This is a genomic window from Actinomadura sp. J1-007 (assembly GCF_009793335.1).
Taxonomy (GTDB): domain Bacteria; phylum Actinomycetota; class Actinomycetes; order Streptosporangiales; family Streptosporangiaceae; genus Spirillospora; species Spirillospora yumaensis.
Genome location: NZ_WING01000003.1, coordinates 43,013 through 64,574, shown reverse-complemented (window position 1 = coordinate 64,574; position 21,562 = coordinate 43,013). Strand labels below are relative to the sequence as shown.

The 21,562-nt window shown below is 72.6% G+C and carries 22 protein-coding genes and 1 pseudogene; 10 read left to right on the top strand and 13 right to left on the bottom strand.

Annotation, left to right across the window (positions count from 1 at the left end):
• Positions 1–30 precede the first annotated feature (30 nt).
• Both GEV43_RS41585 and GEV43_RS41580 read right to left on the bottom strand, forming a co-directional pair.
• Positions 31–324: a hypothetical protein gene (locus GEV43_RS41585; protein ID WP_160826965.1), complete on the bottom strand. Its 294-nt coding sequence runs from the start codon at positions 322–324 to the stop codon at positions 31–33.
• 5 nt (positions 325–329) lie between these two features.
• Positions 330–809, bottom strand: coding sequence for a DUF2269 family protein (locus GEV43_RS41580; protein ID WP_160826194.1), 480 nt, complete (start codon positions 807–809; stop codon positions 330–332).
• A 78-nt stretch (positions 810–887) separates the two neighbouring features.
• Between GEV43_RS41580 and GEV43_RS41575 the strand changes: the two genes are divergently transcribed.
• Both GEV43_RS41575 and GEV43_RS41570 read left to right on the top strand, forming a co-directional pair.
• Entirely contained in the window at positions 888–1,229 is a 342-nt protein-coding gene (locus tag GEV43_RS41575) for a helix-turn-helix transcriptional regulator (RefSeq protein WP_160826193.1), read from the top strand.
• Positions 1,226–1,939 (top strand): hypothetical protein, encoded by a 714-nt coding sequence (locus GEV43_RS41570; RefSeq protein ID WP_160826192.1) that lies wholly within the window; start codon positions 1,226–1,228, stop codon positions 1,937–1,939. Before GEV43_RS41575 ends, GEV43_RS41570 begins: the two co-directional genes overlap by 4 nt.
• An 82-nt stretch (positions 1,940–2,021) precedes the next feature.
• Here GEV43_RS41570 and GEV43_RS41565 read toward each other — a convergent pair whose 3' ends face one another.
• Positions 2,022–2,933, bottom strand: a complete 912-nt coding sequence (locus GEV43_RS41565; protein WP_160826191.1) for an NADP-dependent oxidoreductase — start codon at positions 2,931–2,933, stop codon at positions 2,022–2,024.
• A gap of 231 nt (positions 2,934–3,164) precedes the next feature.
• Here GEV43_RS41565 and GEV43_RS41560 point away from each other — a divergent pair, with 231 nt between their 5' ends.
• Together GEV43_RS41560 and GEV43_RS41555 are read left to right on the top strand one after the other, a co-directional pair.
• Positions 3,165–3,716 carry a TetR/AcrR family transcriptional regulator gene (locus GEV43_RS41560; protein WP_160826190.1) on the top strand — a complete coding sequence of 184 codons (552 nt, stop codon included), beginning with the start codon at positions 3,165–3,167 and terminating at the stop codon, positions 3,714–3,716.
• Complete coding sequence (locus tag GEV43_RS41555; RefSeq protein WP_160826189.1) at positions 3,709–4,998, top strand: glycosyltransferase; 1,290 nt, start codon at positions 3,709–3,711, stop codon at positions 4,996–4,998. The genes GEV43_RS41560 and GEV43_RS41555 overlap by 8 nt, the downstream gene beginning before the upstream one ends.
• Positions 4,999–5,017: 19 nt before the next feature.
• Here GEV43_RS41555 and GEV43_RS41550 read toward each other — a convergent pair whose 3' ends face one another.
• From GEV43_RS41550 to GEV43_RS41535, 4 genes are all read right to left on the bottom strand, one after another.
• Entirely contained in the window at positions 5,018–6,493 is a 1,476-nt protein-coding gene (locus GEV43_RS41550; RefSeq protein ID WP_160826188.1) for an MFS transporter, read from the bottom strand.
• A complete protein-coding gene (locus GEV43_RS41545; RefSeq protein WP_160826187.1) occupies positions 6,490–7,161 on the bottom strand; it encodes a TetR/AcrR family transcriptional regulator in 672 nt (223 codons plus the stop codon). The genes GEV43_RS41550 and GEV43_RS41545 overlap by 4 nt, the downstream gene beginning before the upstream one ends.
• A 203-nt stretch (positions 7,162–7,364) precedes the next feature.
• Positions 7,365–8,471, bottom strand: a complete 1,107-nt coding sequence (locus GEV43_RS41540) for an MFS transporter (protein WP_206681654.1) — start codon at positions 8,469–8,471, stop codon at positions 7,365–7,367.
• Positions 8,468–9,178: a FadR/GntR family transcriptional regulator gene (locus GEV43_RS41535; protein ID WP_160826186.1), complete on the bottom strand. Its 711-nt coding sequence runs from the start codon at positions 9,176–9,178 to the stop codon at positions 8,468–8,470. Before GEV43_RS41535 ends, GEV43_RS41540 begins: the two co-directional genes overlap by 4 nt.
• A 192-nt stretch (positions 9,179–9,370) precedes the next feature.
• Between GEV43_RS41535 and GEV43_RS41530 the strand changes: the two genes are divergently transcribed.
• Entirely contained in the window at positions 9,371–10,144 is a 774-nt protein-coding gene (locus GEV43_RS41530; RefSeq protein ID WP_160826185.1) for a class I SAM-dependent methyltransferase, read from the top strand.
• 69 nt (positions 10,145–10,213) lie between these two features.
• On the opposite strand, the gene GEV43_RS41525 is transcribed toward GEV43_RS41530, so the two are convergent.
• Positions 10,214–10,990: an SDR family oxidoreductase gene (locus GEV43_RS41525; RefSeq protein WP_160826184.1), complete on the bottom strand. Its 777-nt coding sequence runs from the start codon at positions 10,988–10,990 to the stop codon at positions 10,214–10,216.
• 187 nt (positions 10,991–11,177) lie between these two features.
• Here GEV43_RS41525 and GEV43_RS41520 point away from each other — a divergent pair, with 187 nt between their 5' ends.
• Positions 11,178–12,119 carry an RNA polymerase sigma-70 factor gene (locus GEV43_RS41520; RefSeq protein ID WP_160826183.1) on the top strand — a complete coding sequence of 314 codons (942 nt, stop codon included), beginning with the start codon at positions 11,178–11,180 and terminating at the stop codon, positions 12,117–12,119.
• A gap of 118 nt (positions 12,120–12,237) precedes the next feature.
• Complete coding sequence (locus GEV43_RS41515) at positions 12,238–12,648, top strand: SRPBCC domain-containing protein (RefSeq protein WP_160826182.1); 411 nt, start codon at positions 12,238–12,240, stop codon at positions 12,646–12,648.
• Positions 12,649–12,780: 132 nt separating this feature from the next.
• Here GEV43_RS41515 and GEV43_RS41510 read toward each other — a convergent pair whose 3' ends face one another.
• Positions 12,781–13,659, bottom strand: coding sequence for an RNA polymerase sigma-70 factor (locus tag GEV43_RS41510; protein ID WP_241684460.1), 879 nt, complete (start codon positions 13,657–13,659; stop codon positions 12,781–12,783).
• A gap of 248 nt (positions 13,660–13,907) precedes the next feature.
• Between GEV43_RS41510 and GEV43_RS41505 the strand changes: the two genes are divergently transcribed.
• A complete protein-coding gene (locus GEV43_RS41505) occupies positions 13,908–14,393 on the top strand; it encodes a carboxymuconolactone decarboxylase family protein (RefSeq protein ID WP_160826180.1) in 486 nt (161 codons plus the stop codon).
• A 77-nt stretch (positions 14,394–14,470) separates the two neighbouring features.
• On the opposite strand, the pseudogene GEV43_RS41500 reads toward GEV43_RS41505, so the two are convergent.
• Together GEV43_RS41500 and GEV43_RS41495 are read right to left on the bottom strand one after the other, a co-directional pair.
• Positions 14,471–16,860, bottom strand: a pseudogene (locus GEV43_RS41500) (ATP-binding cassette domain-containing protein).
• Positions 16,861–17,197: 337 nt separating this feature from the next.
• Positions 17,198–18,220 (bottom strand): Lrp/AsnC family transcriptional regulator, encoded by a 1,023-nt coding sequence (locus tag GEV43_RS41495; protein ID WP_160826179.1) that lies wholly within the window; start codon positions 18,218–18,220, stop codon positions 17,198–17,200.
• Between the two features lie 151 nt (positions 18,221–18,371).
• Between GEV43_RS41495 and GEV43_RS41490 the strand changes: the two genes are divergently transcribed.
• Entirely contained in the window at positions 18,372–19,640 is a 1,269-nt protein-coding gene (locus GEV43_RS41490; protein ID WP_160826178.1) for an MFS transporter, read from the top strand.
• Positions 19,641–19,665: 25 nt separating this feature from the next.
• On the opposite strand, the gene GEV43_RS41485 is transcribed toward GEV43_RS41490, so the two are convergent.
• A complete protein-coding gene (locus GEV43_RS41485) occupies positions 19,666–20,085 on the bottom strand; it encodes a MarR family transcriptional regulator (protein WP_160826177.1) in 420 nt (139 codons plus the stop codon).
• Between the two features lie 100 nt (positions 20,086–20,185).
• On the opposite strand from GEV43_RS41485, the gene GEV43_RS41480 reads away from it, so the two are divergent.
• Positions 20,186–20,683 (top strand): DUF6790 family protein, encoded by a 498-nt coding sequence (locus tag GEV43_RS41480; protein WP_309240361.1) that lies wholly within the window; start codon positions 20,186–20,188, stop codon positions 20,681–20,683.
• A gap of 8 nt (positions 20,684–20,691) precedes the next feature.
• On the opposite strand, the gene GEV43_RS41475 is transcribed toward GEV43_RS41480, so the two are convergent.
• Positions 20,692–21,495: a helix-turn-helix domain-containing protein gene (locus GEV43_RS41475; RefSeq protein ID WP_160826176.1), complete on the bottom strand. Its 804-nt coding sequence runs from the start codon at positions 21,493–21,495 to the stop codon at positions 20,692–20,694.
• Positions 21,496–21,562: the final 67 nt, after the last annotated feature.

The following is a 21,562-nucleotide window of genomic DNA, read 5'->3' as shown; positions in this document are numbered from 1 at the left end:
CGGTGAGGTTGGCGGGGGCCGGTGGCGGGGTCATGGGGTCCTCATCGTGTGATCCGATGGCGCCGGTTCGGCGGCCGGTGAGCGGCGCTGTAGCCGGCGCAGTGCGAGCAGGCCGCCCACGCCGGGGATGAGTGCGCGCCATACGGCTCCCCGCGCGCCCTCGTCGGCGGCGTGCCACGTGGTGGCGATGGCGACCAGGTAGGCGGTGCCGTGCAGCGGCCCGCCGAGGGAGGTGACCGGCTGGGCGTGCACGAGGGCGAGGTTGGCCAGCAGCACCAGCAGGGTGGCGGCCTCGGCGGCGGCGGCGATCCGCAGCGTGCGCATCGCGCTCACGCTCCCGTGGTGGAGCCGGGACGGACGATCATCAGCACCACCACGACCGCCCAGAGCAGGTTGAAGACCCCGGTGATCATGGTCAGCCGCCGCGCCGCCGCGCGCTCGGCACCGGCGGGCTCGCCGGCCGTTCCGCCTGCCGTTCGGCGGGCCGCGGTCAGGGAGAGCAGCCGCCGCTGGCCGGGCAGGATGCCCAGGGCCAGCACGCCGGCCGCGAGGACGGTGAGCGCGATGGAGGCGACCAGCCAGGCGTCGCCGAGGACGCCGAGCCGGGCGCCGGTGGCGAACCCGAAGACCGGAACGGCGATGCCCACCACGGTGTAGCCGCGGCAGACCCGGTGCAGGAACACGGTCGGCCGCGCCTCCCGGGCCGCGGGGGCGGTGGCGTGGCGGGGGAACAGCGAGGCGGCGACGGCGATCGGCCCGACCGCCAGGATCGCCGCGAGGACATGGACCGACAACAGCAGCTTGGTCACGGCACGGAACCTTCCAAAGGATTGGCTGCCAATAGGTAGGCAGCGTACCCGTCACTTCTGGTGGGTAGGCTACCAACCATGAGGACGGACGCCGTACGGGGGCATCTGGACGGGCTGCTGCTGTCGGTGCTGGAAGACGGCCCGCTGCACGGTTACGCGATCATCACCGCGGTCCAGGAACGCAGCGAGGGAGCGCTGGAGCTGCGCAAGGGCACCGTCTATCCGGCGCTCAACCGGCTGGAGCGGATCGGCCTGCTGCGCAGCACCTGGCAGACAGCGGGCGAACGGCGGCGCCGCTGCTACGAGCTCACCGACGCGGGCCGCCGCGGCCTGGCCACCGAGCGGACCGCGTGGCGAGAGTTCACCACCGCGATCGGCGCCGTCCTGAACCCCGCCCCCGAGCCGGGGAACGCGACGTGACCGCGCCGCACGTCCGCGCCGACCCGATCGAGGAGTACCTCACCGACCTGTCCGCGGCGCTGCACGGCCCCGCCCGGGCCAAGGCACGGATGGTCGGTGAGCTGCGCGAAGGGCTCATGGACGCCGCCGCGGACCTGTCGCCCGAGCAGCCGGGCGGGCAGGCGTACGGTGAGCGGGCGACCCGTCAGGCCATCGGCGAGTTCGGCACGGTCGCCGAGCTCGCCCCGCATTTCCAGCGCGAGCTCACCATCGCGCAGACCCGGCACACCGCCGGGGCCATCGCGCTCCTGGTGCCGCTGCTGTTCGCCTGCTGGAACCTGGCGGAGATCACGGACGGCTCCGCCGACGGCCGCCTCCCCGGGCTCGTCCAGACGGCGGCCGCGCACCTGGGAGGCGTGGCGGCCGCCACCGCGCTGCTGGGCGCGGCGTGCCTCGCCGCCACCGGCACGCTCGCGCGGCGCGTGCCCACCCCGCGGCGGCTGCCCGCCGTGATGGCCTGGACCGGCACCACGGCCGCCACCGCGCTGGCGATCAGCGCGCTCACCCTCACCGTCGCCTCGCTTCTGGTGTCCGACCTGCCGATGACCGTGCTCGCCGGCGCGCTCACCTTCCTCTGCCACGCCAAGATCGCCGCCTCCGCCCGGCTCTGCCGCCACTGCGCCCGGCTGTCGCCGAGCGGCGCTGTCGCGGGCGGCCGGGACGAAGCCTGATCCGGCCGGAACGGAGGCGGAGGCGGACATGCCTGAAACCTCGGGGCCACGGTCGGGCCCGTTCCCGGAAACCGGCGTGTTGTCAGTCGACGACGATCGCGACCTTGCCGCGTACGTGACCGGTGTCCATCAGGCGGTGTGCCTCGGCGGCCTGGTCCAGGGGGAACGTGTGCGAGATCTCCACGCGCAGCTTGCCCTCGACGTACCAGTTGGCGAGTTCGGCCAGGCGTTCGGCGGAACGCTGCGTGCTGATGGCTGAGACCCCCAGCTCCGGCGCCCGGTCGAAGTCGGTGACGGTGCCGATCCGTCCCCGGTCGGCGACGAGCTCCAGCGACGCGTCCAGCGCCGGGCCGCCGACGCAGTCGAGGGCGGCCGTGACCTGGCCGGGGGCCGCCTTCCGTACGCGTTCGACCAGTCCTTCGCCGTAGGCGACCGGGAGGGCCCCGAGCGAACGCAGGTAGTCGTGGTTGCGCGGGCTGGCGGTGCCGATGACGGCGGCCCCGCGGATCCTGGCGAGCTGGACGGCCACGGTGCCGACGCCACCGGCCGCCGCGTGGACGAGCAGGGTGTCCTCGGCGCCGACCCGCAGCGACTCGACGGCGGTGTACGCGGTCTGGGCGGAGGCCGAGAACGCGCCGGCGGCCTCCCACGGCATCTGCGGCGGCTTGGCCGCGACCTGATCGACCGGGACCACCACGTACTCGGCGTGGCAGGCCAGCAGCGCCCAGCCCAGCACCTCACTGCCCACCGGGAAACCGGCGGCTCCCTCGCCGACCTGGTCGACGATCCCCGCGAAATCGTTGCCGATCTTCCTGGGGAAGGACGGGTCCTGGCCGGGCAGCGTCAGGCCGCGGCGGACCGCGCCGTCGAACGGCTGGATGCCCGCGGCCTTGACCCGCACCCGGATCTGCCCCGGCCCCGCCTGCGGAGTCTCGACCTCGAGCAGTTCCACGACCTCCGGGCCGCCGAACGAGTTGACTGCTGCCGCCTTCATGACCGTGGCTCTCCTCCGGGTTCGCGCGGCGCCGTACGGCGGGTCCGCCGGCGCGTCCGGCCATCCTCCGACCTCAACACTGCTTGAGGTCAAACCCCGCGAGGGCGTCGCCGGCGCCTCACACGTGGGCGGCGTCACTTTCGTTTGACTTCACACTCAAATGAATATAGGTATTGCTCCATGGAAAGTGGGAGCAGGCGTCCGTACCGCATGGGCGCCCGTACCGCGGCCATGGAGGCCACACGTGCGCGGGTGATGAAGGCGGCGGCCGCGCTGTGGACGCGCCGGTGGTACGACGACGTCACGTTGCAGCACATCGCCGACGAGGCCGGTGTGTCGGTGCAGACGGTCGTCAACCACTTCGGCGGCAAGGACGGCCTGGCCGACGCCGTCGCCGACCGGGCGGCGTCGCAGGCGGAGGTCAGCCGCCAGGCGCCGGTCGGGGACGTGGCGGCGATCGTGGCCGCGCTGTTCGAGGACTACGAACGGCACGGCGACGCCAACGCGCTCTGGACCGCGCAGATCGACCGCGTCCCGGCGATCGCACGGGCGGCCGCCCACGCGCGCGGCCAGCACCGGGAGTGGCTGGAACGGGTCTTCGCCGACCGGCTCCCGGCCTCGGGCCCCGCCCGCGAGCACGCGCTGAACCTGCACTACGCCGCCACCGACGTCTACCTGTGGAAGCTGTGGCGGCGCGATCTCGGCCTGTCGCGCGAGGACGCCGAACGTGCCATGCGCGACCTGCTGACCTCAATCGACCCGCGAAAGAGAGACCATGAGTAGCAATTTCCTGTTCGCCACCTGGTCCGGCGGCGGAGCCGTGCCGCCGACCCTCTCGGTCGCCCGCGCGCTGCGCGAACGGGGCCACGGCGTCCGGGTGCTGGCCGACAGGTCGCTGCACGACGAGGTCGCCGCCACCGGCGCGGAACCGGTCGCCTGGACGACGGCGCCCCAGGGCGACACCACGGACCCGGTCAAGGACATCCTCAAGGACTTCGAGGCCCGCACGCCGATGGGCGCGTTCGCGCGGCTGCGGGACCGCCTCGTGTGCGGGCCCGCGGCCGATTTCGCCCGGGACACCCTGGCCGAACTGCACGCCCGTTCGGCCGACGTGCTGGTCACCGACTTCTCGCTGCTCGGTACGGTCACTGCCGGAGAAGCCGCCGGGATCCCCGTCGCCGGTCTCGGGACGACCCTGTATCCGTTCGCCACTCCGGGAGCGCCGCCGTTCGGTCCGGGCCTCAAGCCCGCCACCGGCGCGCTGGGACGCGTGCGCGATCGGGTCCTGACGACGCTGACCACCAAGCCGTGGGCCAAGGGACTGCCCGCGCTCAACGCCGCCCGTGTCGCCAACGGCCTCGCGCCGCTGGACTCGGTCATGGACGCGTTCGGCCGCGTCGACCGGTTCCTCGTGCTGTCCCCCCGCGCGCTCGACTACCCCAGCCGACGCTTCCCGTCCTACGTTCGCCACGTCGGGCCGCGGCTCGACGACCCCGCCTGGGTCGGGGAGCTGGAGCTGCCGGAGGGGGACGCGCCGCTGGCGCTGGCGAGCCTGAGCTCGACGTTCATGGACCAGCGCGCGTTGCTCCAACGCATCGCCGAGGCCCTCGGCACGCTGCCGGTGCGCGGGCTGCTGACCACCGGCCCGGCCGTGGACCCGGCGACGGTCCCCGCGCCCGGCAACGTCCTGGTCACCGCGGCCGCCCCGCACAGCGCCGCGCTGTCCCACGCCGCGGTGACGGTCACGCACGCCGGCCACGGAACGGTCGTCAAGTCCCTGGCCGCGGGCGTTCCCCTGGTCTGCATGCCGTTGGGACGGGACCAGGGCGAGGTGGCGCGGCGCGTCGACCTCGCCGGCGCGGGGATCACCGTGGGCAAGGGCGCCTCACCTCGTACGATCGCCCGCGCGGTCGAGAAGGTCCTGCACGACCCGTCCTACCGTCGCGAAGCGCGGCGGCTGGCGGACGAGATCGCCGCCGAGACGGCCACCGACCGCGCGGTCGCCGAACTCGAAGCCCTCGCCGAACGAGCCGGACGCGGAGACTCGGTCATCAGCAAAGGCTGACGGCGGGTTCCGGCGCGGTTCACGGCGCGGGCCGCCGCCCGGGGGCCTCGCCGAGGGGCGTTGACGCCGCCGGCTCGGGGCGTCGTGCGGTGGGGGACGGCCGCGCGGACAGCAGCAGGGCGGGGAGCAGCCCGAGCGCGGCGAGGACGGCGAGGGCCAGCAGGGCCGATCGGGACGCATGGACGGACGCGGACAGCGTTCCGAGCGGTCCGGCGCCCGCCGTCTGCATCAGGCTCGCGGCGACCGCGATGCCGAGCGTCGGACCGATGTTCACGGCGGTCTGCTTGAGCCCGCCGACGGCCCCCGCGTACCCCGCCGGCGCGTCGCCGACGACCGTGCCGGTGGCGGTGACCATCACGGCGGCGAAGCCGACGCCCAGCAGCGCGAACGCCGCGCTCGTCGCACCCCAGACGGCGGTCGGGACGCCGGCGGACGCGTCGGCGGAGGGGAGGCCGCACATGCCGAGGATTCCGAGAACGACCAGGACCGAGCCGGTCGCGGCGGTGCGGCGCGGCCCGTACCGGCGCAGCGCCATGCCCGTGGCCGGCGCGCCCAGCACCATGAACACGGTCAGCGGGAGGACGTGCAGCGCCGCGGCCAGCGGGCCCAGCCCGAGCGCGTCCTGGAGCAGGAAGCTGACGACGAACAGCGCGCCGAACATGCCGCCCGTGGTGACGAGCAGGATCGCCATGGCCGCCGTCACCGGGGCCGGACGTGCGACGGCGGGCGGCACGATCGGATGCGCGGCCCGGCGTTCGTGGACGATCAGGAACGCCGCGCCGCCCGCCGTAAAGGCCAGGCCCGCGAGCGTCGGCCGTCCCGTCCAGCCGTGCGCCGGTACGCCGACCAGGGTGTGGACCCCGATCGCGAGAACGGCCGCGACCAGTACCGCGCCCGTGGCGTTGAGCCGCTGCGCCGCGCGGCGCGCCGGCGCGGGCACGCGCACCGCCACGGCCACCGCGGCGATCGCCAGCGCGACGGGCACGTTGATCGCGAAGACGCCGCGCCAGCCCGACTGCGCCACCAGGACCCCGCCGAGCAGCGGCCCGGCCGCGCCCGCCACCCCGATGGCGCTGGTGCGTACGGCCACGGCGCTCCCCAGCCGGTCGGCCGGGTAGGCCAGGCGCAGCAACGCCAGCGTCGCCGGTTGCAGCAGGGCCCCGAACACGCCCTGCACCACGCGCAGGGCGATGACCCAGCCGATCCCCGGCGCGAACGCGATCCCGGCCGAGGAGGCCGCGAAACCGGCCAGGCCGCACACCAGCAGCCGCCGGTGGCCGTACCGGTCGCCCAGGCGTCCGGCGATGACCAGCAGCGCGGCCACGGCCAGCAGGTACCCGGTGCTGGTCCACTGCATCTGCGCCACGCTCGCGCCGAGATCCTCCCGGACGCTCGGCTGCGCGACCATCAGGACCGTTCCGTCCAGCGCGACGAGCATCGCGCCCGCCGCGCTGACCAGCAGGGCCAGGCGCCGCCGCCGCTCCGTCCCGCTCACGCGCCCACTTCGCCCAGGTGCGCGTCGAGGACCGCATCGAGGAGCCGGTCGAGCTGGTCGAACGACTCGGGCCTGTCGGGCGCGTCGGGTCCGCCGGGCCCGTCGGCGGAACGCGGCGAATCGTCCGTGCCCAGCGCCAGCCCGATGCTGCCCCAGCTCCAGAGCTGGGTGAGGCCGTGCACGTTGCTCCACAGCGCGACCGCGGTCGTCTCGGCGGGAACGCCTCGGCGCGCCCCGTTCTCCTCCTGATGCCGGGCGACGAGTTCGGTGACCCGCCTGAACAGCGGCAGGCTCGCCTCCCGCAACGGGGTCCGGCCCGCCGCCCGTTCCTGTCCGCGCAGCAGGTCGTGCCGGAACATCAACTCGAACATGCCGGGCCGGTCCTGCGCGTACCGCACGTACGCGCAGGCCAGCGCGCGCAACCGCGCCCGCGGCGACCGCGCCCCGTCCAGGGCCTCGGCGGAACGTTCGGCAAGGTCAGCGAAGCCGCGCCGGGCGATCGCCGACAGCAGCGCCTGGTGCGAGGGGAAGTACCGGCGCGGCGCGCCATGCGAGACCCCCGCCCGGCGGGCGATCTCCCGCAGCCCGAGCGCCGCGACGCCCTCGGTCAGGACGAGCTCCACCCCGACGTCCACCAGCCGTTCCCGAAGCGACCCCTCAGTCTCCATAGACATTGTCTACCACTGAGTTGTAGACAATGTCTACGCCCCTGCCACACGGGGCGCCGGTTCTGATCAAGTACCTCGCTGCGCTTCGGCTCAGGCCGGGGTTGGCGGGCCGATGAGTCGGGGGCGCGACGCGAGCGTTCCGACGACCAGTTGGCAGCAGGTGACGACGCCGAGGATGAGCAGAGGGGCCGTCCAGTCATGGGTCATGTCATGCAGCAGGCCGATCGCGGGGGCCCGAGGGCGGCCACGGCGTATCCAAGGCATTGGGCCATTCCCGAGAGCGCCGCGGCGGAGTGATGGTCTCGCGTCCGGAGCCCGAAGAGGGAGAGCGCGAGCACGAGGTTGACGCCGCTGGCCAGACCGGCGGCCCATGACCATATCCAGCCCAGTTGCGGTGCGCCCACCAGACCGAGGATCGAGGCGAGCATGAGAGCGCCGCCGCTGATCGCGATGGGTCGCTGGTCCCGCAGCCGGTGGAGGAGCCACGAGCAGACCAGGCTTCCGGCCAAGCTGCCGAAGTTGAGGAACGACTGGTGGAGGCCGGCTTCGACGGGGGAGGCTCCGGCCGCCTGTTCTATGGGCGACAACCAGGCCAGAAGCACATAGAAGAACATCGACTGCAACCCCATGGCGATCGTGACCTGCCACCCGATGGCGCTACGCCAGGGGCTTGCCCGGCGGTCGCGCTCCGGCCGCGGGGCCGGCGGTTCGGCCGCGAGTCCCGGGCGGAGCAGGAGCGGGACGAAGCCGAGGAACGCCACGGCGGCGAGGACGGCCCAGACGCCGATGGCGAGTCGCCAGCCTGCTTCCGTATGCGTGGCGATCGGTGCGGCGAGGCCGGCGGCGCCTGCGGCGAGACAGGACTGCACCGCGGAGTACGCGCCTGTGATGGGGCCGATCCGAGTCGGGAAGTCCCGCTTGACCAGCGAGGGCAGAGCCACGTTGAGCACGGCGATGGCGGCACCGACCATGGCGGTGCCCCACCACAGGAGCCAGCCGGGCTGAAGCGAGCGGATGACGGTGCCGATGGCCAGGAGCAGGACGGCTCCTGCCAGTGTGCGTTCGAGCCCCAGCCGCTTGGCGACCGACGGCGCGACGGGTGAGACGAGCGCGAAGGCGAGCAGCGGGACGCTGGTGAGCGCCGACACCGAGAACGCTGAGAGCCGGAGATCGTCCCGGACGTCGTTCACGACCGGTCCGACGGAGGTGAGCGGCGCTCGAAGGTTGGCGGCGACCAAGAGGACGCCGAAGAGCGCGAACGCCCGCCGGCGCGCGAGCGCCGTGCGGGACGCCAGGGCGGACGTGCTCATCGGGGCGTCTCGGGAGGGGGCTCGACGCTGGGCAGCTCTTCGGACAGGAGCACCGACCGCAGCGCCGCTTGCGCGGCGGCCTCGTCGTTCCCGGCTTCCACCGCGGCCACGACCGCTTCGTGGGCGGCGTCCAGTTCACCCCGCCGCCGGGCGAACTGCTCGTAGGTGGCGTCCGCGGGGGTGACGCGGTGGACGCTCTCCTCGATGCCCCCGGTGCCCCGGTAGAGGTCGCACAGGAGCGGATTGCCCGAAGCCTCCATCAGGACGTGGTGGAACGTCAGGTCGGCTTCCATGTATTCGGCGCCCGACTTGGCCTTCAGACGTGCGGTGTGCGCCTCGCGAAGGGCGACACGTTGCTCCGGAGTCGCGCGCAGCGCGGCCAGTCGCGCGCCCTCGCGTTCGAGGAGGCGGCGGACCTCTTCGACGTGAACCGCCCGTTCGGTGGTGGCTCGACGCCGCAGAGCGGGAGCCAGGGCGTCAGAGGCGGTGACGTACGTGCCGTCGCCGGCACGCGCGCGCAGCATGCCGGCGTGCACCAAGGCTCGAATGCCCTCACGAACGCTGTTGCGGCTGACGCCGAGTTCCTGGGCGAGCTGAAGTTCGGTTGGCAGCTTCGTCCCGACGGTGAACTCGCCGGAGCCGATCCGCTGACGCAACTGCTCCGCGACTCGCGCGGCCAGGGGAATGTTGCTCTCGATCCTCGCCACGGAGCGATGCTAACACGAAAGGGCCAAATGTTGGACATTAGGATAATGTGTGCCCGCGTAAGCCCGAAGGCACGTCGGGAGGCGGCGGACGCGGGGACGGCCTCAGACCAGGGGCCCGTTCCCGCCGTTCCATCCGAACGAGGTGTCCGGTGAGCATGCCGTGCAGGTGCTGGACTGATTGAAGGGAGCCTCATGACACGGCGTAGGGCAGACGGCAGCGCGGGTGACGCGGACTACGGCACGATCGGCGGCGCGTACGCCGCCTACCGGCGGCCGGAACCGCGTATCGCCGCCCTCATCGAGGAAGCGCTGGCCGGTGCGCGCACTGTGGTCAACGTGGGCGCCGGCGCCGGATCCTATGAGTCGGCGGCATTCGAGGTCACCCCGGTGGAACCGTCGGCGTCCATGCGGGCCCAGCGGCCGGCGCACCTCGCCGAGGCGGTCGACGCGGTCGCTGAGCATCTGCCGTTCGGCGATGACGCCTTCGACGCCGCGATGGCCACCTTCAGCGTGCACCAGTGGAGCGACCTGAAGGCCGGGCTGCTGGAGATGCGGCGGGTCGCACGCGGCCCGGTCGTCATCCTCACCTGCGACCCGGACCGGGTCCGCGACTTCTGGCTGTACGAGTACGCACCGCGGGTGCTCGACACCGAGGCCCGGCGCTACCCGCCGATCCGCGACATCACCGGAACCCTGGGCGGACGCTGCGCGGTCACCACGGTGCCGATCCCCGCCGACTGCGTCGACGGGTTCAACGAGGCGTACTACGCCCGTCCCGAGCGCCTGCTCGACCCGGCCGCCCGCCAGTCCTGCTCGGCATGGAGCTTCGTCGAACCGGAGGCGGCCCGCCGATACGCCGAGCACCTGAGGCAGGACCTGGCCTCCGGCGCCTGGGACGAACGGCACGGCCACCTACGCCATCAGCCGTACCTGAACGGCTCGCTCGTCCTGATCCGCGCCGACTGACACGCACCGCGGCCCATCTGTCAGACGGCGGGATCGGCGGGCGGGTGATCGGCACCCACGTTGGTGCCGTCAGGGCTGGGTTTCGAGCCATTCCTGGAAAGTGGGGCCGGCGAGCTTGGCGTGCGGGCCGGGCAGGAACGCGCCGTCGGCCGCGATCTCGGCATCGGGGATGTCGGGGTTGTCGATGCCGACGACCTTGACGCCCCGGCGGGCACCGAGGAGTCTGGCCGCCTCGACCATGGTCTCCTTGCGCGGTCCGGCGATCTCGGGGATCGGTGTTCCGGGAGCGGGTCGGTCGGGCGCGTCGGGCGCGTCGGCGGCGGTGGCCAGGTCGGCCAGTTCCTCGGCCACGGTGCGGCAGGCCACGAGTTGCGTCGGCACGGCCGGGATGTAGGCGACGTCGCCCTGCTGCCAGTCCAGGAGCTGGCCGACGAATTCGTGGAACTGCGCTGCCCGGAGAATGCGGGCGGGCAGGGGGCCGGACAGGTTCGCCTCCTCGTGCACCTGCTGGGAGGCGATGAAACCGGCGGTGGCCTTGTCGGCGCCGATGATGGACACGGCGACGATCCGGCCGACTCCCGCCTTCTCACCGAACTCGTGCAGATTGCGCGTCGCCGTGCGGAAGAACTCCGTGGCGGCCTCCTGATCGGAGCCGTGCCACGACGCGGCGTCGATGATGACATCGACCCCGGCGAGCGCCTCGGCCAGGCCCTCGCGGGTGATGATGTCCACGCCGGTGGCCCGGGACATCGGAACGACCTGGTGCCCCCGTTCGGCGAGAACGTCCACGACGTGGCGTCCCAGCCGCCCGGTCGCTCCCGCCACCGCGAACTTACTGATGCTCATGTTGCAGACCTTTCTGGATGTCGAACGGCTCTCACTCGGCTTCTGACGACCACGAGACGACGGCGCCCCGCCCCCTGTGACAGCGCGGTCGTGTGACGTGGGCCACCGGCCTCGGGCGTCACAAAGCGCTGGACCGCGACGTCTCGTGCGTGTGGAAGAGCTGAGAAAGAACGGGCAGGAGCCAGGCATGAGTCATCGCAGCGAACGAAGCGCGGACACGGCAAAGTCGCTCGATGATCGGACGGACTCGGTGGATTCCGCCACCGAGGTGTTCGTCGCGCATCGCAATCTGCTGTTCACCGTTGCTTACGAGATGCTCGGTTCGGCGGCGGATGCCGAGGACGTCTTGCAGGAGACCTGGTTGCGGTGGGTGGGCGTCGACCTGGCCACGGTGCGGGAGCGGCGCGCCTATCTGGTGCGGATCACCACTCGGCAGGCGCTGGACCGGCTTCGTGCGCTCGGCCGCCGCAAGGAGTCCTACGTCGGCCCCTGGTTGCCTGAGCCGTTGTTGACGGCGCCTGATGTGGCGGAGGATGTGGAGTTGGCGGAGAGTGTGTCGTTGGCGATGTTGTTGGTGTTGGAGACGCTTGCGCCGGTGGAGCGGGCGGTGTTCGTGTTGCGTGAGGTTTTCGGTGTGGAGTATGAGGAGATCGCGGGTGCGGTGGACAAGTCGCCTGCGGCGGTGCGGCAGATCGCGCACCGGGCGCGGGCCCATGTCGCCGCCCGCCGTCCACGTGGAGCGGTGTCCCCGGACGAATCCCGAGCCGCACTCAAAGCGTTCCAGACCGCGGTCGAGACCGGCGAGTTGCAGGATCTGCTCGACATCCTCGCGCCGGACGTCGTCGCACTGAGCGACGGCGGCGGAGTCAAGCACGCCCTGTTGCAGCCCATCGTGGGCGCGGACAAGGTGGCCCGCCTGCTGGCCGTCGGCTGGTGGAACCGCGACGCCGAGAGGAAGGTCGAGCAGGTACAGGTCAACGGCGGTCCGGGGCTGCTCGTCCGGATCAACGGGGAGATCGACGGCGTGGTGGCCGTGCGCGTCGACAACGGCTACGTCACCGGCTTCTACCATGTCCGCAACCCCGAGAAGCTGTCGCATGTGGACCGGGAGACCGCCGTGAGCCGCTGAGTCCGGGCCCGGCGTCCGGGCATTTAGTCACGAATCTTGACTATCCATGATCGTGACTATATGGTGGACGCAGTCGATCCCGCCCCCCAACCGGGATCACCGGCCAAGGAGACGAGCCATGACCAGCTTCGACTACACCCTCACCCGTACCGTGGACGCCCCCGTCGGAAAGGTCTGGGCCGCCTGGACCGTCGCCGAGGACTACGGCAAGTGGGCCAGCGCCGAGGACGTCGTCCTCGACGTGCGGCCCGGCGGCGCGTGGAGCGCGGTCATGGTCATCCCGGGCGGCGCCCGCTTCCCGCTGTCCGGCGCCTACACCGAGGTCGTTCCCGACAAGCGCCTGGTGATGGGCATGAACGTCCCCGGCCGCGACGAGCCCGTCCTCATGACCCTCGAACTGGAAGCCGAGGGCGACCGCACGCGGGTCACCCTCTCGCAGACCTTCGACTCCGCCGAAGAGCGCGACCAGGCCGAGCAGGGCAGCAACATGCTCCTAGACGGCCTGACCGGCTTCCTGGCCGCCGCCTAGGCCGTCCGGAACGCATCCGCGGCTCGTCCGTCCGGCTGTGCGGGCTCCGAGCGACCTGGCTCGGAGCCCGTACAGCCGGATCGCGGCGCGGCGGCGCGGCAAGGCGGCGCGGCGCGGCGGGGAGCGGCGGGGTCAGCGGCTGACGGCGGTCTCCCGCTCGACGCGCGACAGCTTCTCGGGGTTGCGCACGACGTAGAGCCCGGTGATCAGCCCGTCGTCGACCCGTACCGCGACGACGTCGTCGATCTCCCCGTCGACCCGGACGATCAGGGCCGGGCCGCCGTTGATCTGCACCGGCTCGACCTCCAGCCCGCCGGCGAACCTGGGCATGCCGGCGGTCAGCAGGCGGGCCACCCGGTCGGCCCCCACGATGGGCCGGACCACGGCCTGCTTGACTCCGCCGCCGTCGCCCAGCAGGACGACGTCCGGGGCGAGCATGTCGAGCAGGCTTTGCAGGTCGCCCGTTTCGATCGCCCGCTGGAACGCTTTGAGTGCGGCTCGGGATTCGTCCGGGGACACCGCTCCACGTGGACGGCGGGCGGCGACATGGGCCCGCGCCCGGTGCGCGATCTGCCGCACCGCCGCAGGCGACTTGTCCACCGCACCCGCGATCTCCTCATACTCCACACCGAAAACCTCACGCAACACGAACACCGCCCGCTCCACCGGCGCAAGCGTCTCCAACACCAACAACATCGCCAACGACACACTCTCCGCCAACTCCACATCCTCCGCCACATCAGGCGCCGTCAACAACGGCTCAGGCAACCAGGGGCCGACGTAGGACTCCTTGCGGCGGCGGAGTGTGCGCAGACGGCTCAACGCTTGGCGGGTGGTGATCCGGACGAGGTAGGCGCGCTGGTCGCGCACGGTTTCGAGGTCGACGTCCACCCACCGCAGCCAGGTCTCCTGCAAGACGTCCTCGGCATCCGCCGCCGAACCGAGCATCTCGTAAGCAACGGTGAACAGCAGATTGCGATGCGCGACGAACGGCTCGGTGGCGGAGTCCATGCGGCCTCCTTCAGCGGACGGTTCCGCCGTGTCCGTGGTCCGTTCGCTCATGTCCGGCTCCTACCTGCTCGTTCTCGTCCGTGCCATCCACAAGACACCGGTCCCGGCCGTTCTGTGACACCCGCGGTCGGTGGCGTACGTCACTCGGTCGCGCTGTCACAGGGGCCGGGGCGGCGGCATCTCCATGTTCGTCAGACGCCGCGCGGACGATCCGGGCGGCGCGCGTCACCACGAGTGAGGACGAAGTCATGGGAACCCGTTTCGACCTGATGACCAACGCGTTGGGCGCCAAGCTCGCCAAGCGGATCGCCGGCATCAACTCGGTGATCGAGCAGTCGTCGCTGCCGAAGACCGTTCAGCATCTGGCGATGCTGCGCGCCAGCCAGATCAACGGCTGCGGCTTCTGCGTCGACCTCCACACCAAGGAGGCCGCGGCGGACGGCGAGACCGCGGTCCGGCTCAACCTGGTCGCCGTCTGGCGCGAGTCCACGGTGTTCACAGGCGCCGAGCGGGCCGCGCTGGCGCTCGCCGAGGAGGGCACCCGGATCGCCGACGCGCACCCCGGCGTGTCCGACCGGACCTGGGCCGAGGTGCGCGAGCACTACGACGACGACCAGATCGCCATGCTGGTCTCCCTCATCGCCCTGATCAACGCCACGAACCGGCTCAACGTGATCGTGTGCAACCCGGGAGGCTCCTACGAGGCCGGCATGCTCGCCGCCGCGTCGAGCTGATCGCCGGTCCCGGCCATGCCCGGCCCGGATCGTACGATCCGGGCCGGGCATGGCGCGGCTCGTCCGCGAGACCCCCGTCAGGCGCCGACGTACTCGGCGAGGTGCTCGCCGGTGACGGTGGAACGGGCGGCGACGAGCTCGGCGGGGGTGCCCTCGAACACGATCCGGCCGCCGTCGTGGCCCGCGCCGGGGCCGAGGTCGATGATCCAGTCGGCGTGCGCCATGACGGCCTGGTGGTGCTCGATGACGATCACCGACTTGCCGGAGTCGACGAGCCGGTCGAGCAGCCCGAGGAGCTGCTCGACGTCGGCGAGGTGCAGGCCGGTCGTGGGCTCGTCCAGCACGTAGACGCCGCCCTTCTCGGCCATGTGGGTGGCCAGCTTGAGCCGCTGCCGCTCGCCGCCGGACAGGGTGGTGAGCGGCTGGCCGAGGCTGAGGTAGCCGAGCCCGACGTCGGCGAGCCGGCCGAGAATGGCGTGCGCGGCCGGCGTGCGGGCCTCGCCCGCGCCGAAGAACTCCTCGGCCTCGACCACCGACATCGCGAGCACCTCGCTGATGTCGCGCCCGCCGAGGTGGTGGTCGAGCACCGACGCCTCGAACCGCTTGCCCTCGCACTCCTCGCAGGTGGTGGCGACGCCGGCCATCATCGCCAGGTCGGTGTAGATGACGCCGGCGCCGTTGCAGTTGGGGCAGGCGCCCTCGGAGTTGGCGCTGAACAGCGCCGGCTTCACGCCGTTGGCCTTGGCGAACGCCTTGCGGATCGGGTCGAGCAGCCCGGTGTAGGTCGCCGGGTTGCTGCGCCGCGAGCCGCGGATCGCGCTCTGGTCGATCGACACCACGCCCGCGCCGGCCGGGATCGATCCGTGCACCAGCGAGCTCTTGCCCGAGCCGGCGACTCCGGTGATGACGGTGAGGACGCCGAGGGGGATGTCCACGTCGACGTCGCGCAGGTTGTTGGCCGTCGCGCCGCGGATCTCCAGCGCGCCGGTGGGCTTGCGCACGTCCTCCTTGAGGACGGCCCGGTCGTCGAGGTGGCGGCCGGTGACGGTGTCGCTGGCCCGCAGCCCCTCGACGGTGCCCTCGAAGCAGACGGAGCCGCCCGCCGTACCCGCGCCGGGGCCGAGGTCCACGACGTGGTCGGCGATCGCGATGGTCTCCGGCTTGTGCTCCACGACGAGCACCGTGTTGCCCTTGTCCCGCAGCCGCAGCAGCAGGTTGTTCATCCGCTGGATGTCGTGGGGGTGCAGGCCGATGGTGGGCTCGTCGAACACGTAGGTGGTGTCGGTGAGCGAGGACCCGAGGTGGCGGATCATCTTGACGCGCTGCGCCTCGCCGCCCGACAGCGTGCCCGCCGGCCGGTCGAGCGAGAGGTAGCCGAGCCCGATCTCCACGAACGAGTCGAGGGTGTGCCGCAGCGAGGCGAGCAGCGGCGCCACCGACGGCTCGTCCAGGCCGCCGACCCATTCGGCCAGGTCGCTGATCTGCATCGCGCAGGCGTCGGCGATGCTGACCCCGCCGATGCGCGAGGAACGGGCCGCCTCGCCGAGCCGGGTGCCGCCGCACTCGGGCAGGCGGTGAAGGTGACCGCCCGGTCCACGAACGCCCGGATGTGCGGCTGCATCGCCTCGCGGTCCTTGGCCAGGAACGACTTCTGGATCTTCGGGACGAGCCCCTCGTAGGTGAGGTTGATGCCCTCGACCTTGACCTTGGTCGGCTCGCGGTAGAGGAAGTCGTGCATCTCGGTCTCGGTGAACTCGCGGATCGGCTTGTTCGGGTCGAGGAAGCCCGACTCGGTGAAGATCCGCACCGTCCAGTGGCCGTCCGCCTTGTAGCCGGGGATAGTGATCGCGCCCTCGGCGATCGACTTGGAGTCGTCGAAGAACTGGGTGAGGTCGAAGTCGGAGACCTTGCCCCGGCCCTCGCAGCGGGTGCACATGCCGCCGGTGCGGCTGAAGGTCTGCTTCACGGTCTTGCGGGCGCCGCGTTCGACGGTGATCGCGCCGCTCGCCCGGACGGAGGGGACGTTGAACGAGAACGCGCCGGGCGGCCCGATGTGCGGCTGCCCGAGGCGGCTGAACAGGATGCGCAGCATCGCGTTGGCGTCGGTGGCGGTGCCGACCGTGGAGCGGGGGTCGGCGCCCATCCGCTGCTGGTCGACGATGATCGCGGTGGTCAGCCCGTCGAGCACGTCGACCTCGGGCCGCGCCAGCGTCGGCATGAAGCCCTGCACGAACGCGCTGTACGTCTCGTTGATCATCCGCTGCGACTCGGCGGCGATCGTGCTGAACACCAGCGAGCTCTTGCCCGAGCCGGAGACGCCGGTGAACACCGTCAGCCGGCGCTTGGGGAGCTCGACGCTGACGTCCTTGAGGTTGTTCTCGCGGGCGCCGTGCACGCGGATGAGGTCGTGGCTGTCGGCGACGTGCGGCGCAGGCGACTGCGCGTCCGTGTCCGTGGTCTTGCCCATCGTGTCTCCATCTGTTGGCGGGAACGGCCTCCGCGGTCCCCGTCGGCGTCGCCTGGCGCGATCCGCTCCGAGCAGTATGTCGGGTTTCTCTCCGTGCTCCGGCCCACCTGACCTGCGGCGCGCCGCCCGTCCGCACGCCGCGCGCCGGAGCGTGCGCCGCGCGCCGTGAACCGTGGTGTCAGGTCGGCCTGCGGCCGTCGCGCATCGGCTCGGGGCCCGGCGGTCCGTCCACCTCCCGCCACGCCTGGACGCGGCGCCGCGCGCGGGCGCGAGGGAGCGCGGGGCCCTCACTCCACGGGCCGGAAGCGGCTCGGCGGTGGTATCCATGGCGATCACGCTAGCGGGGGCCGGTGCGGGCCGCTTCTCGAATCCTGACCGGTCCGGCCGCCTCTCGCGGGCCGCCCCGGTGGGTGAGCTGCTTGACCATGCGGAGCATGGTGGTGGTCTCCATGCGCTCCATCCCGGACAGGCGGCCGAGCCTGCCGCTGAGGTAGGCGTAGAGGCTCGGGATGTCGGGGGTCGTGGCCGCGGCCACGAGGTTGGACGGGCCGCCGGTGGCGCAGGCGAAGCAGATCTCGCGGTGGGTGGCGAGGGTGCGTCCCAGGCGGTCCAGCTCGCCGGGCGCGGCCGTGATCCAGAGCAGGGCGGTCACGCCGTAGCCGAAGCGTCCGGGGTCGTAGTCCACGTCGATGTAGAGGGCTCCGGAGCCGAGCAGTTCCCGGAGGCGCCGCTTGACGGTGAACTCCGAGAACCCGGTGGCCTTGCGCAGCTCGGGGTAGGTGGCTCGGCCATCGTGTTCCAGGGCGGCGACGAGCGCCTCATCGTCGGGCGCGATGCGGGCGGGCCCGTTCGGGGCGGACGGGCCGCGCAGCGCGGCGGCCTCGGCGGGGGCGAGGGCGCCGCGCTTGTTGAACCATCCCGCCGGGCCGCCGTAGAAGCGGTGCAGGAGCTGCTGGGCGTGGATCTGCACGATGCTCGGCGTTCGGGGCAGCCTGCCGAGCAGCAGGTCGTCCTGATCGGCCGGGGTGCGCGGGCGGGTCAGGCAGATGATCTCGGTCCCGCCGGAGCCGAGGCCGATATAGGCGGTGTCGGGGCGCTGGGCGAGGGCGTCGGCGATCGGCTCGGCGGCGGCGGGCGCGCATCGCAGCCGCAGGATCCACTGGTCCTCGCCGAGCCGCATGCCGTCGCGCATGCCGACGACGCGCAGCCCCGCCTCGGCGCGCAGCCGGTTGAAGCGGCGGGCGACGGTCCGGTCGGAGACGCCGAGGACGCCGCCGATCCGGCTGAACGACGCCCTGGAGTCGAGTTCCAGCGCGTGGACGAGCTTGCGGTCCAGATCATCGAAGTTGACGGGTTTCATCGCGGATATGGGCCGATACGTCGGATTCCGGTGAGCATGGAGCAAGGTTAGGCCGGATCGGCCGCCGCTCTCCCAGAGTCGGGGAACGGGTTCCCGTCGCGAGAGGAGAGCGGAATGCACCAGGGTGCCGGCTGTCGCAGGGGGCGCGGCCATGGCGGTTGAACCGGGCCGGGAGGCCGATCAGGTACGGGCCGTACGGACCCGCGCGTCGCCCCGGCCGCCGTCCGCCGCCGCGGCGTCTTCGGGTGCGCTGGCGGTGTGGGGCGTGCTGCTGATCGCGGCGAACCTGCGGGCGGGGCTGACGGTCGTGGGTCCGCTGCTGGACACCGTTCAGGCGGAGCTGGGCCTGTCGCCGGTCTCGGCCGGACTGCTGAACTCGTTGCCGCTGCTGGCGTTCGCCGTCGTCTCGCCGCTCGTGCCCGCGGTGGGCGCGCGGCTCGGACCGGAACGGGCGCTGGCGTGGGCGATGGTGACGCTGGCGGCGGGGACCGTCCTGCGCAGCGTGCCGTCCCCGGCGGCGCTGTTCGCCGGGACGGTACTGATGGGGGCGGGGATCGCGGTCGGCAACGTCCTGCTGCCCAGCCTGATCAAGCGGGACTTCCCCCACTCGATCGGGATGATGACCGGGGCGTACGCCGCGGTGATGGGCGGCGCGGCGGCCGTGACCTCGGGTGTCGCGGTCCCGCTCGGCCACGCGGTCGGCGGCTGGCAGGGCGCCTGGGGGAGCTGGGCGGTGGCGGCGGTCGCGGCGCTGGCCGTGTGGCGGCCGCAGGTGCCGGGCCGCCCGGCCGGCCCGCCCGCCGGCGCGCGCGCCGCGCGGCCCCGGCTGCCCTGGCGGTCGGGCCGGGCGTGGGCGGTGACGGGCTTCATGGGGCTCCAGTCGTTCGCCTTCTACACCGTGGTGGGGTGGCTGCCGAGCCTGCTGCACGATCACGGGGTCGGCGGGACGGCGGCCGGGTGGCTGCTGTTCCTGTTCCAGGCCGTGGCGGTCGCCGTCGGCCTGGTCGTCCCCGCGTTCCTGCGGCGGACCCGCGACCAGCGGCTGCCGGCCGCGGTCAGCTCGCTGGTCTGCCTGGGCGGCTACGCGGGCCTGCTCCTGGCCCCGCAGTGGGCGCCGGTCTGGAGCGTCGTGCTCGGCCTGGGCGGCGGTACGTGCCTGGTGCTGGCCCTGAGCTTCCTGAGCCTGCGCGCCGCGGACCACGCCTCGGCGGGCGGCCTGTCTGCGATGGCCCAGTCCGGCGGCTACCTGGTCGCCGCCGCGGGGCCCCCGGTGTTCGGCGCGCTGCACTCCGCGACGGGGGGCTGGGGCGCTTCGCTGACGCTGCTGTGCGGGGCCGGGGCCGTCCAGGTCCTGCTCGCCCTGGCCGCCGGCCGCGGCACCGTCGCCGCCGTCCGACAGCCGCCGCGCAGCCGCCGGTGACGGATGCGGAGGCCGGACGGTGCCCTCAGTCGGGCGTGAGGAGATCGGCCAGCCGGAGGGTGTCTTCGAGGTAGCGGTCGTAGGGGAAGCCGGCCGCGACGAGCTTGGCGCGGAACTCGTCGTAGAGCGGCTTTCCGGCGGTGTGGAAGGCGTTGCGGCCCGCGTCGGTGAGCCTGACCAGGCGCCGGCGCGCGTGTGCGGGGTCGACGGTGACCTGGACCAGGCCGTCCGCTTCGAGCGGTCGCAGCGCCCGGCTGATCGCGGGGTCGGACACCGACAGCGCCTGCGCCAGCCGGTGCTGCGTCGCCGGCTCGATGTCCTCCAGCGTTCCCAGCAGCCGTATCTGGCTGTAGGTGAGGCCGTCCCGGTCGTCGGTGCGCCGCCGGGTCGCCTCGCCCAGCAGCATGACCACGCGGTGCAGCAGGTCTGCGAGTCCTTCGTCCACGGAGCCAGCATAGCAGTGTGTTGACAAGTTAATATTAACTGCGCAAGATTGAGGGCATGGACAACGTCAGTTACCTCGCCCAGTCGGCCTTTCCCCTGGTCTGGATCGCGGTCCCGGCCATCGGCGCCCACCTGCGGGCCCGCCGCGCCACCTCCCCCGGGAACGGCTGGAGATCTGGCAGCGCTGGTGGGCCATCGGCGCGTTCGGCATCGGCAGCCTGTGGATGACGGTCGCGTTCCTCGCCTTCCCGGACGTCATGGCCACCGCGATCGGCTTCCACCGGACGCCCTTCCTGTTCGAGATCGCCTTCGCCAACCTCGGGCTGGCCGTCATGGGCTTCCGCGCCGCCTCCGCCTCGGCGCGCGAGCGCATCACCATCGGGCTCGGCGGCGGGATGTTCCTCTGGGGTGCCGTGGTCGGCCACCTCTACCAGTGGTTCGCCAACGGCGACCACGCCCCCGGCAACACCGGGGGCGTCCTCGCCAACGACATCCTGATCCCGGCGGTCATGATCATCCTGGCGGTGCGGTCCCAGCGGCTCGCGGCCGCGCCCCGGCCGAGGCCGGCCTCCGCGCCCGGCGCGTCGGCCACGGCGTGAGCCGCGCCTCAGGCCAGGTCGCGCAGGACCCGGTCGTCCGGACTGCCCGGCTCGGGGAAGTACACGTACAGAACGTGTCCTTCGGGGCCGGCGAGGGAGAGGGTCTCGAAGTCCAGGCGCAGGACGCCGACCCCGTCGACGCGCAGCCTCTTGTGGCCGACCACCCGGTCGTACACCTCGTGGGAGTCCCACAGCGACCGGAACGTCTCGCTGCGGGCGCGCATGCTCGCCACGAAGCCGTCCAGCTCCGTACGGCGCGCCGCCACGGTGGCGCGCAGGCCCGCGACGGCCTGCACGGTGATCTCGGTCCAGTCGGGGTAGACGTCCCGCGCGCGGGGGTCGAGGAAGGTGAACTCGATCAGGTTGCGGCCCGGGCTCCAGGCCGGGTTGACCCGGGCGGCCAGGGGTGTGCCGGCGAGGACGTCGCGGCGCGGGCCGACGACGAAGGCGGGCAGGTCGGCCCACCGCTCCAGCAGGTGCAGCACCCCAGGCCGTACGGAACGGGTGAGCGCGGCGGCGCCGTCGGCCGGGTCCAGCGACGGCATCGCCAGGGACCACAGGTAGGACCGCTCGGTATCGTCCAGCCGCAGCGCGCGGGCCAGGGCCTCAAGGATCTCGCGGGAGGGGTGCCGGTCGCGTCCCTGCTCGATCCTGGTGTAGTAGGACGGGCTGACTCCGGCCAGCAGCGCCAGCTCCTCACGGCGGAGCCCCTTGACCCGCCGCCGGGTGGTGCTCACGACACCGGCGGAGGCCGCGTCGACCTTCTCCCTGCGGCTGCGCAGGAAGGAGCCGAGCTCGTTGCCACTACCCACCCGACGACTTTACCGCTGGTCGGCGGGGCCCCGCCCTCGGCCGCCCCGGAGGCTGACCCTGCGAGAG

Excerpts from the sequence above, each read along its gene's own strand:
- GEV43_RS41585 (WP_160826965.1), bottom strand. The coding sequence starts at position 324 with ATGCGCACGCTGCGGATCGCCGCCGCCGCCGAGGCCGCCACCCTGCTG.
- GEV43_RS41575 (WP_160826193.1), top strand. The coding sequence starts at position 888 with ATGAGGACGGACGCCGTACGGGGGCATCTGGACGGGCTGCTGCTGTCG.
- GEV43_RS41565 (WP_160826191.1), bottom strand. The coding sequence starts at position 2,933 with ATGAAGGCGGCAGCAGTCAACTCGTTCGGCGGCCCGGAGGTCGTGGAA.
- GEV43_RS41560 (WP_160826190.1), top strand. The coding sequence starts at position 3,165 with ATGGAGGCCACACGTGCGCGGGTGATGAAGGCGGCGGCCGCGCTGTGG.
- GEV43_RS41555 (WP_160826189.1), top strand. The coding sequence starts at position 3,709 with ATGAGTAGCAATTTCCTGTTCGCCACCTGGTCCGGCGGCGGAGCCGTG.
- GEV43_RS41545 (WP_160826187.1), bottom strand. The coding sequence starts at position 7,161 with ATGGAGACTGAGGGGTCGCTTCGGGAACGGCTGGTGGACGTCGGGGTG.
- GEV43_RS41540 (WP_206681654.1), bottom strand. The coding sequence starts at position 8,471 with ATGAGCACGTCCGCCCTGGCGTCCCGCACGGCGCTCGCGCGCCGGCGG.
- GEV43_RS41530 (WP_160826185.1), top strand. The coding sequence starts at position 9,371 with ATGACACGGCGTAGGGCAGACGGCAGCGCGGGTGACGCGGACTACGGC.
- GEV43_RS41525 (WP_160826184.1), bottom strand. The coding sequence starts at position 10,990 with ATGAGCATCAGTAAGTTCGCGGTGGCGGGAGCGACCGGGCGGCTGGGA.
- GEV43_RS41520 (WP_160826183.1), top strand. The coding sequence starts at position 11,178 with ATGAGTCATCGCAGCGAACGAAGCGCGGACACGGCAAAGTCGCTCGAT.
- GEV43_RS41515 (WP_160826182.1), top strand. The coding sequence starts at position 12,238 with ATGACCAGCTTCGACTACACCCTCACCCGTACCGTGGACGCCCCCGTC.
- GEV43_RS41510 (WP_241684460.1), bottom strand. The coding sequence starts at position 13,659 with ATGGACTCCGCCACCGAGCCGTTCGTCGCGCATCGCAATCTGCTGTTC.
- GEV43_RS41505 (WP_160826180.1), top strand. The coding sequence starts at position 13,908 with ATGGGAACCCGTTTCGACCTGATGACCAACGCGTTGGGCGCCAAGCTC.
- GEV43_RS41495 (WP_160826179.1), bottom strand. The coding sequence starts at position 18,220 with ATGAAACCCGTCAACTTCGATGATCTGGACCGCAAGCTCGTCCACGCG.
- GEV43_RS41490 (WP_160826178.1), top strand. The coding sequence starts at position 18,372 with ATGGCGGTTGAACCGGGCCGGGAGGCCGATCAGGTACGGGCCGTACGG.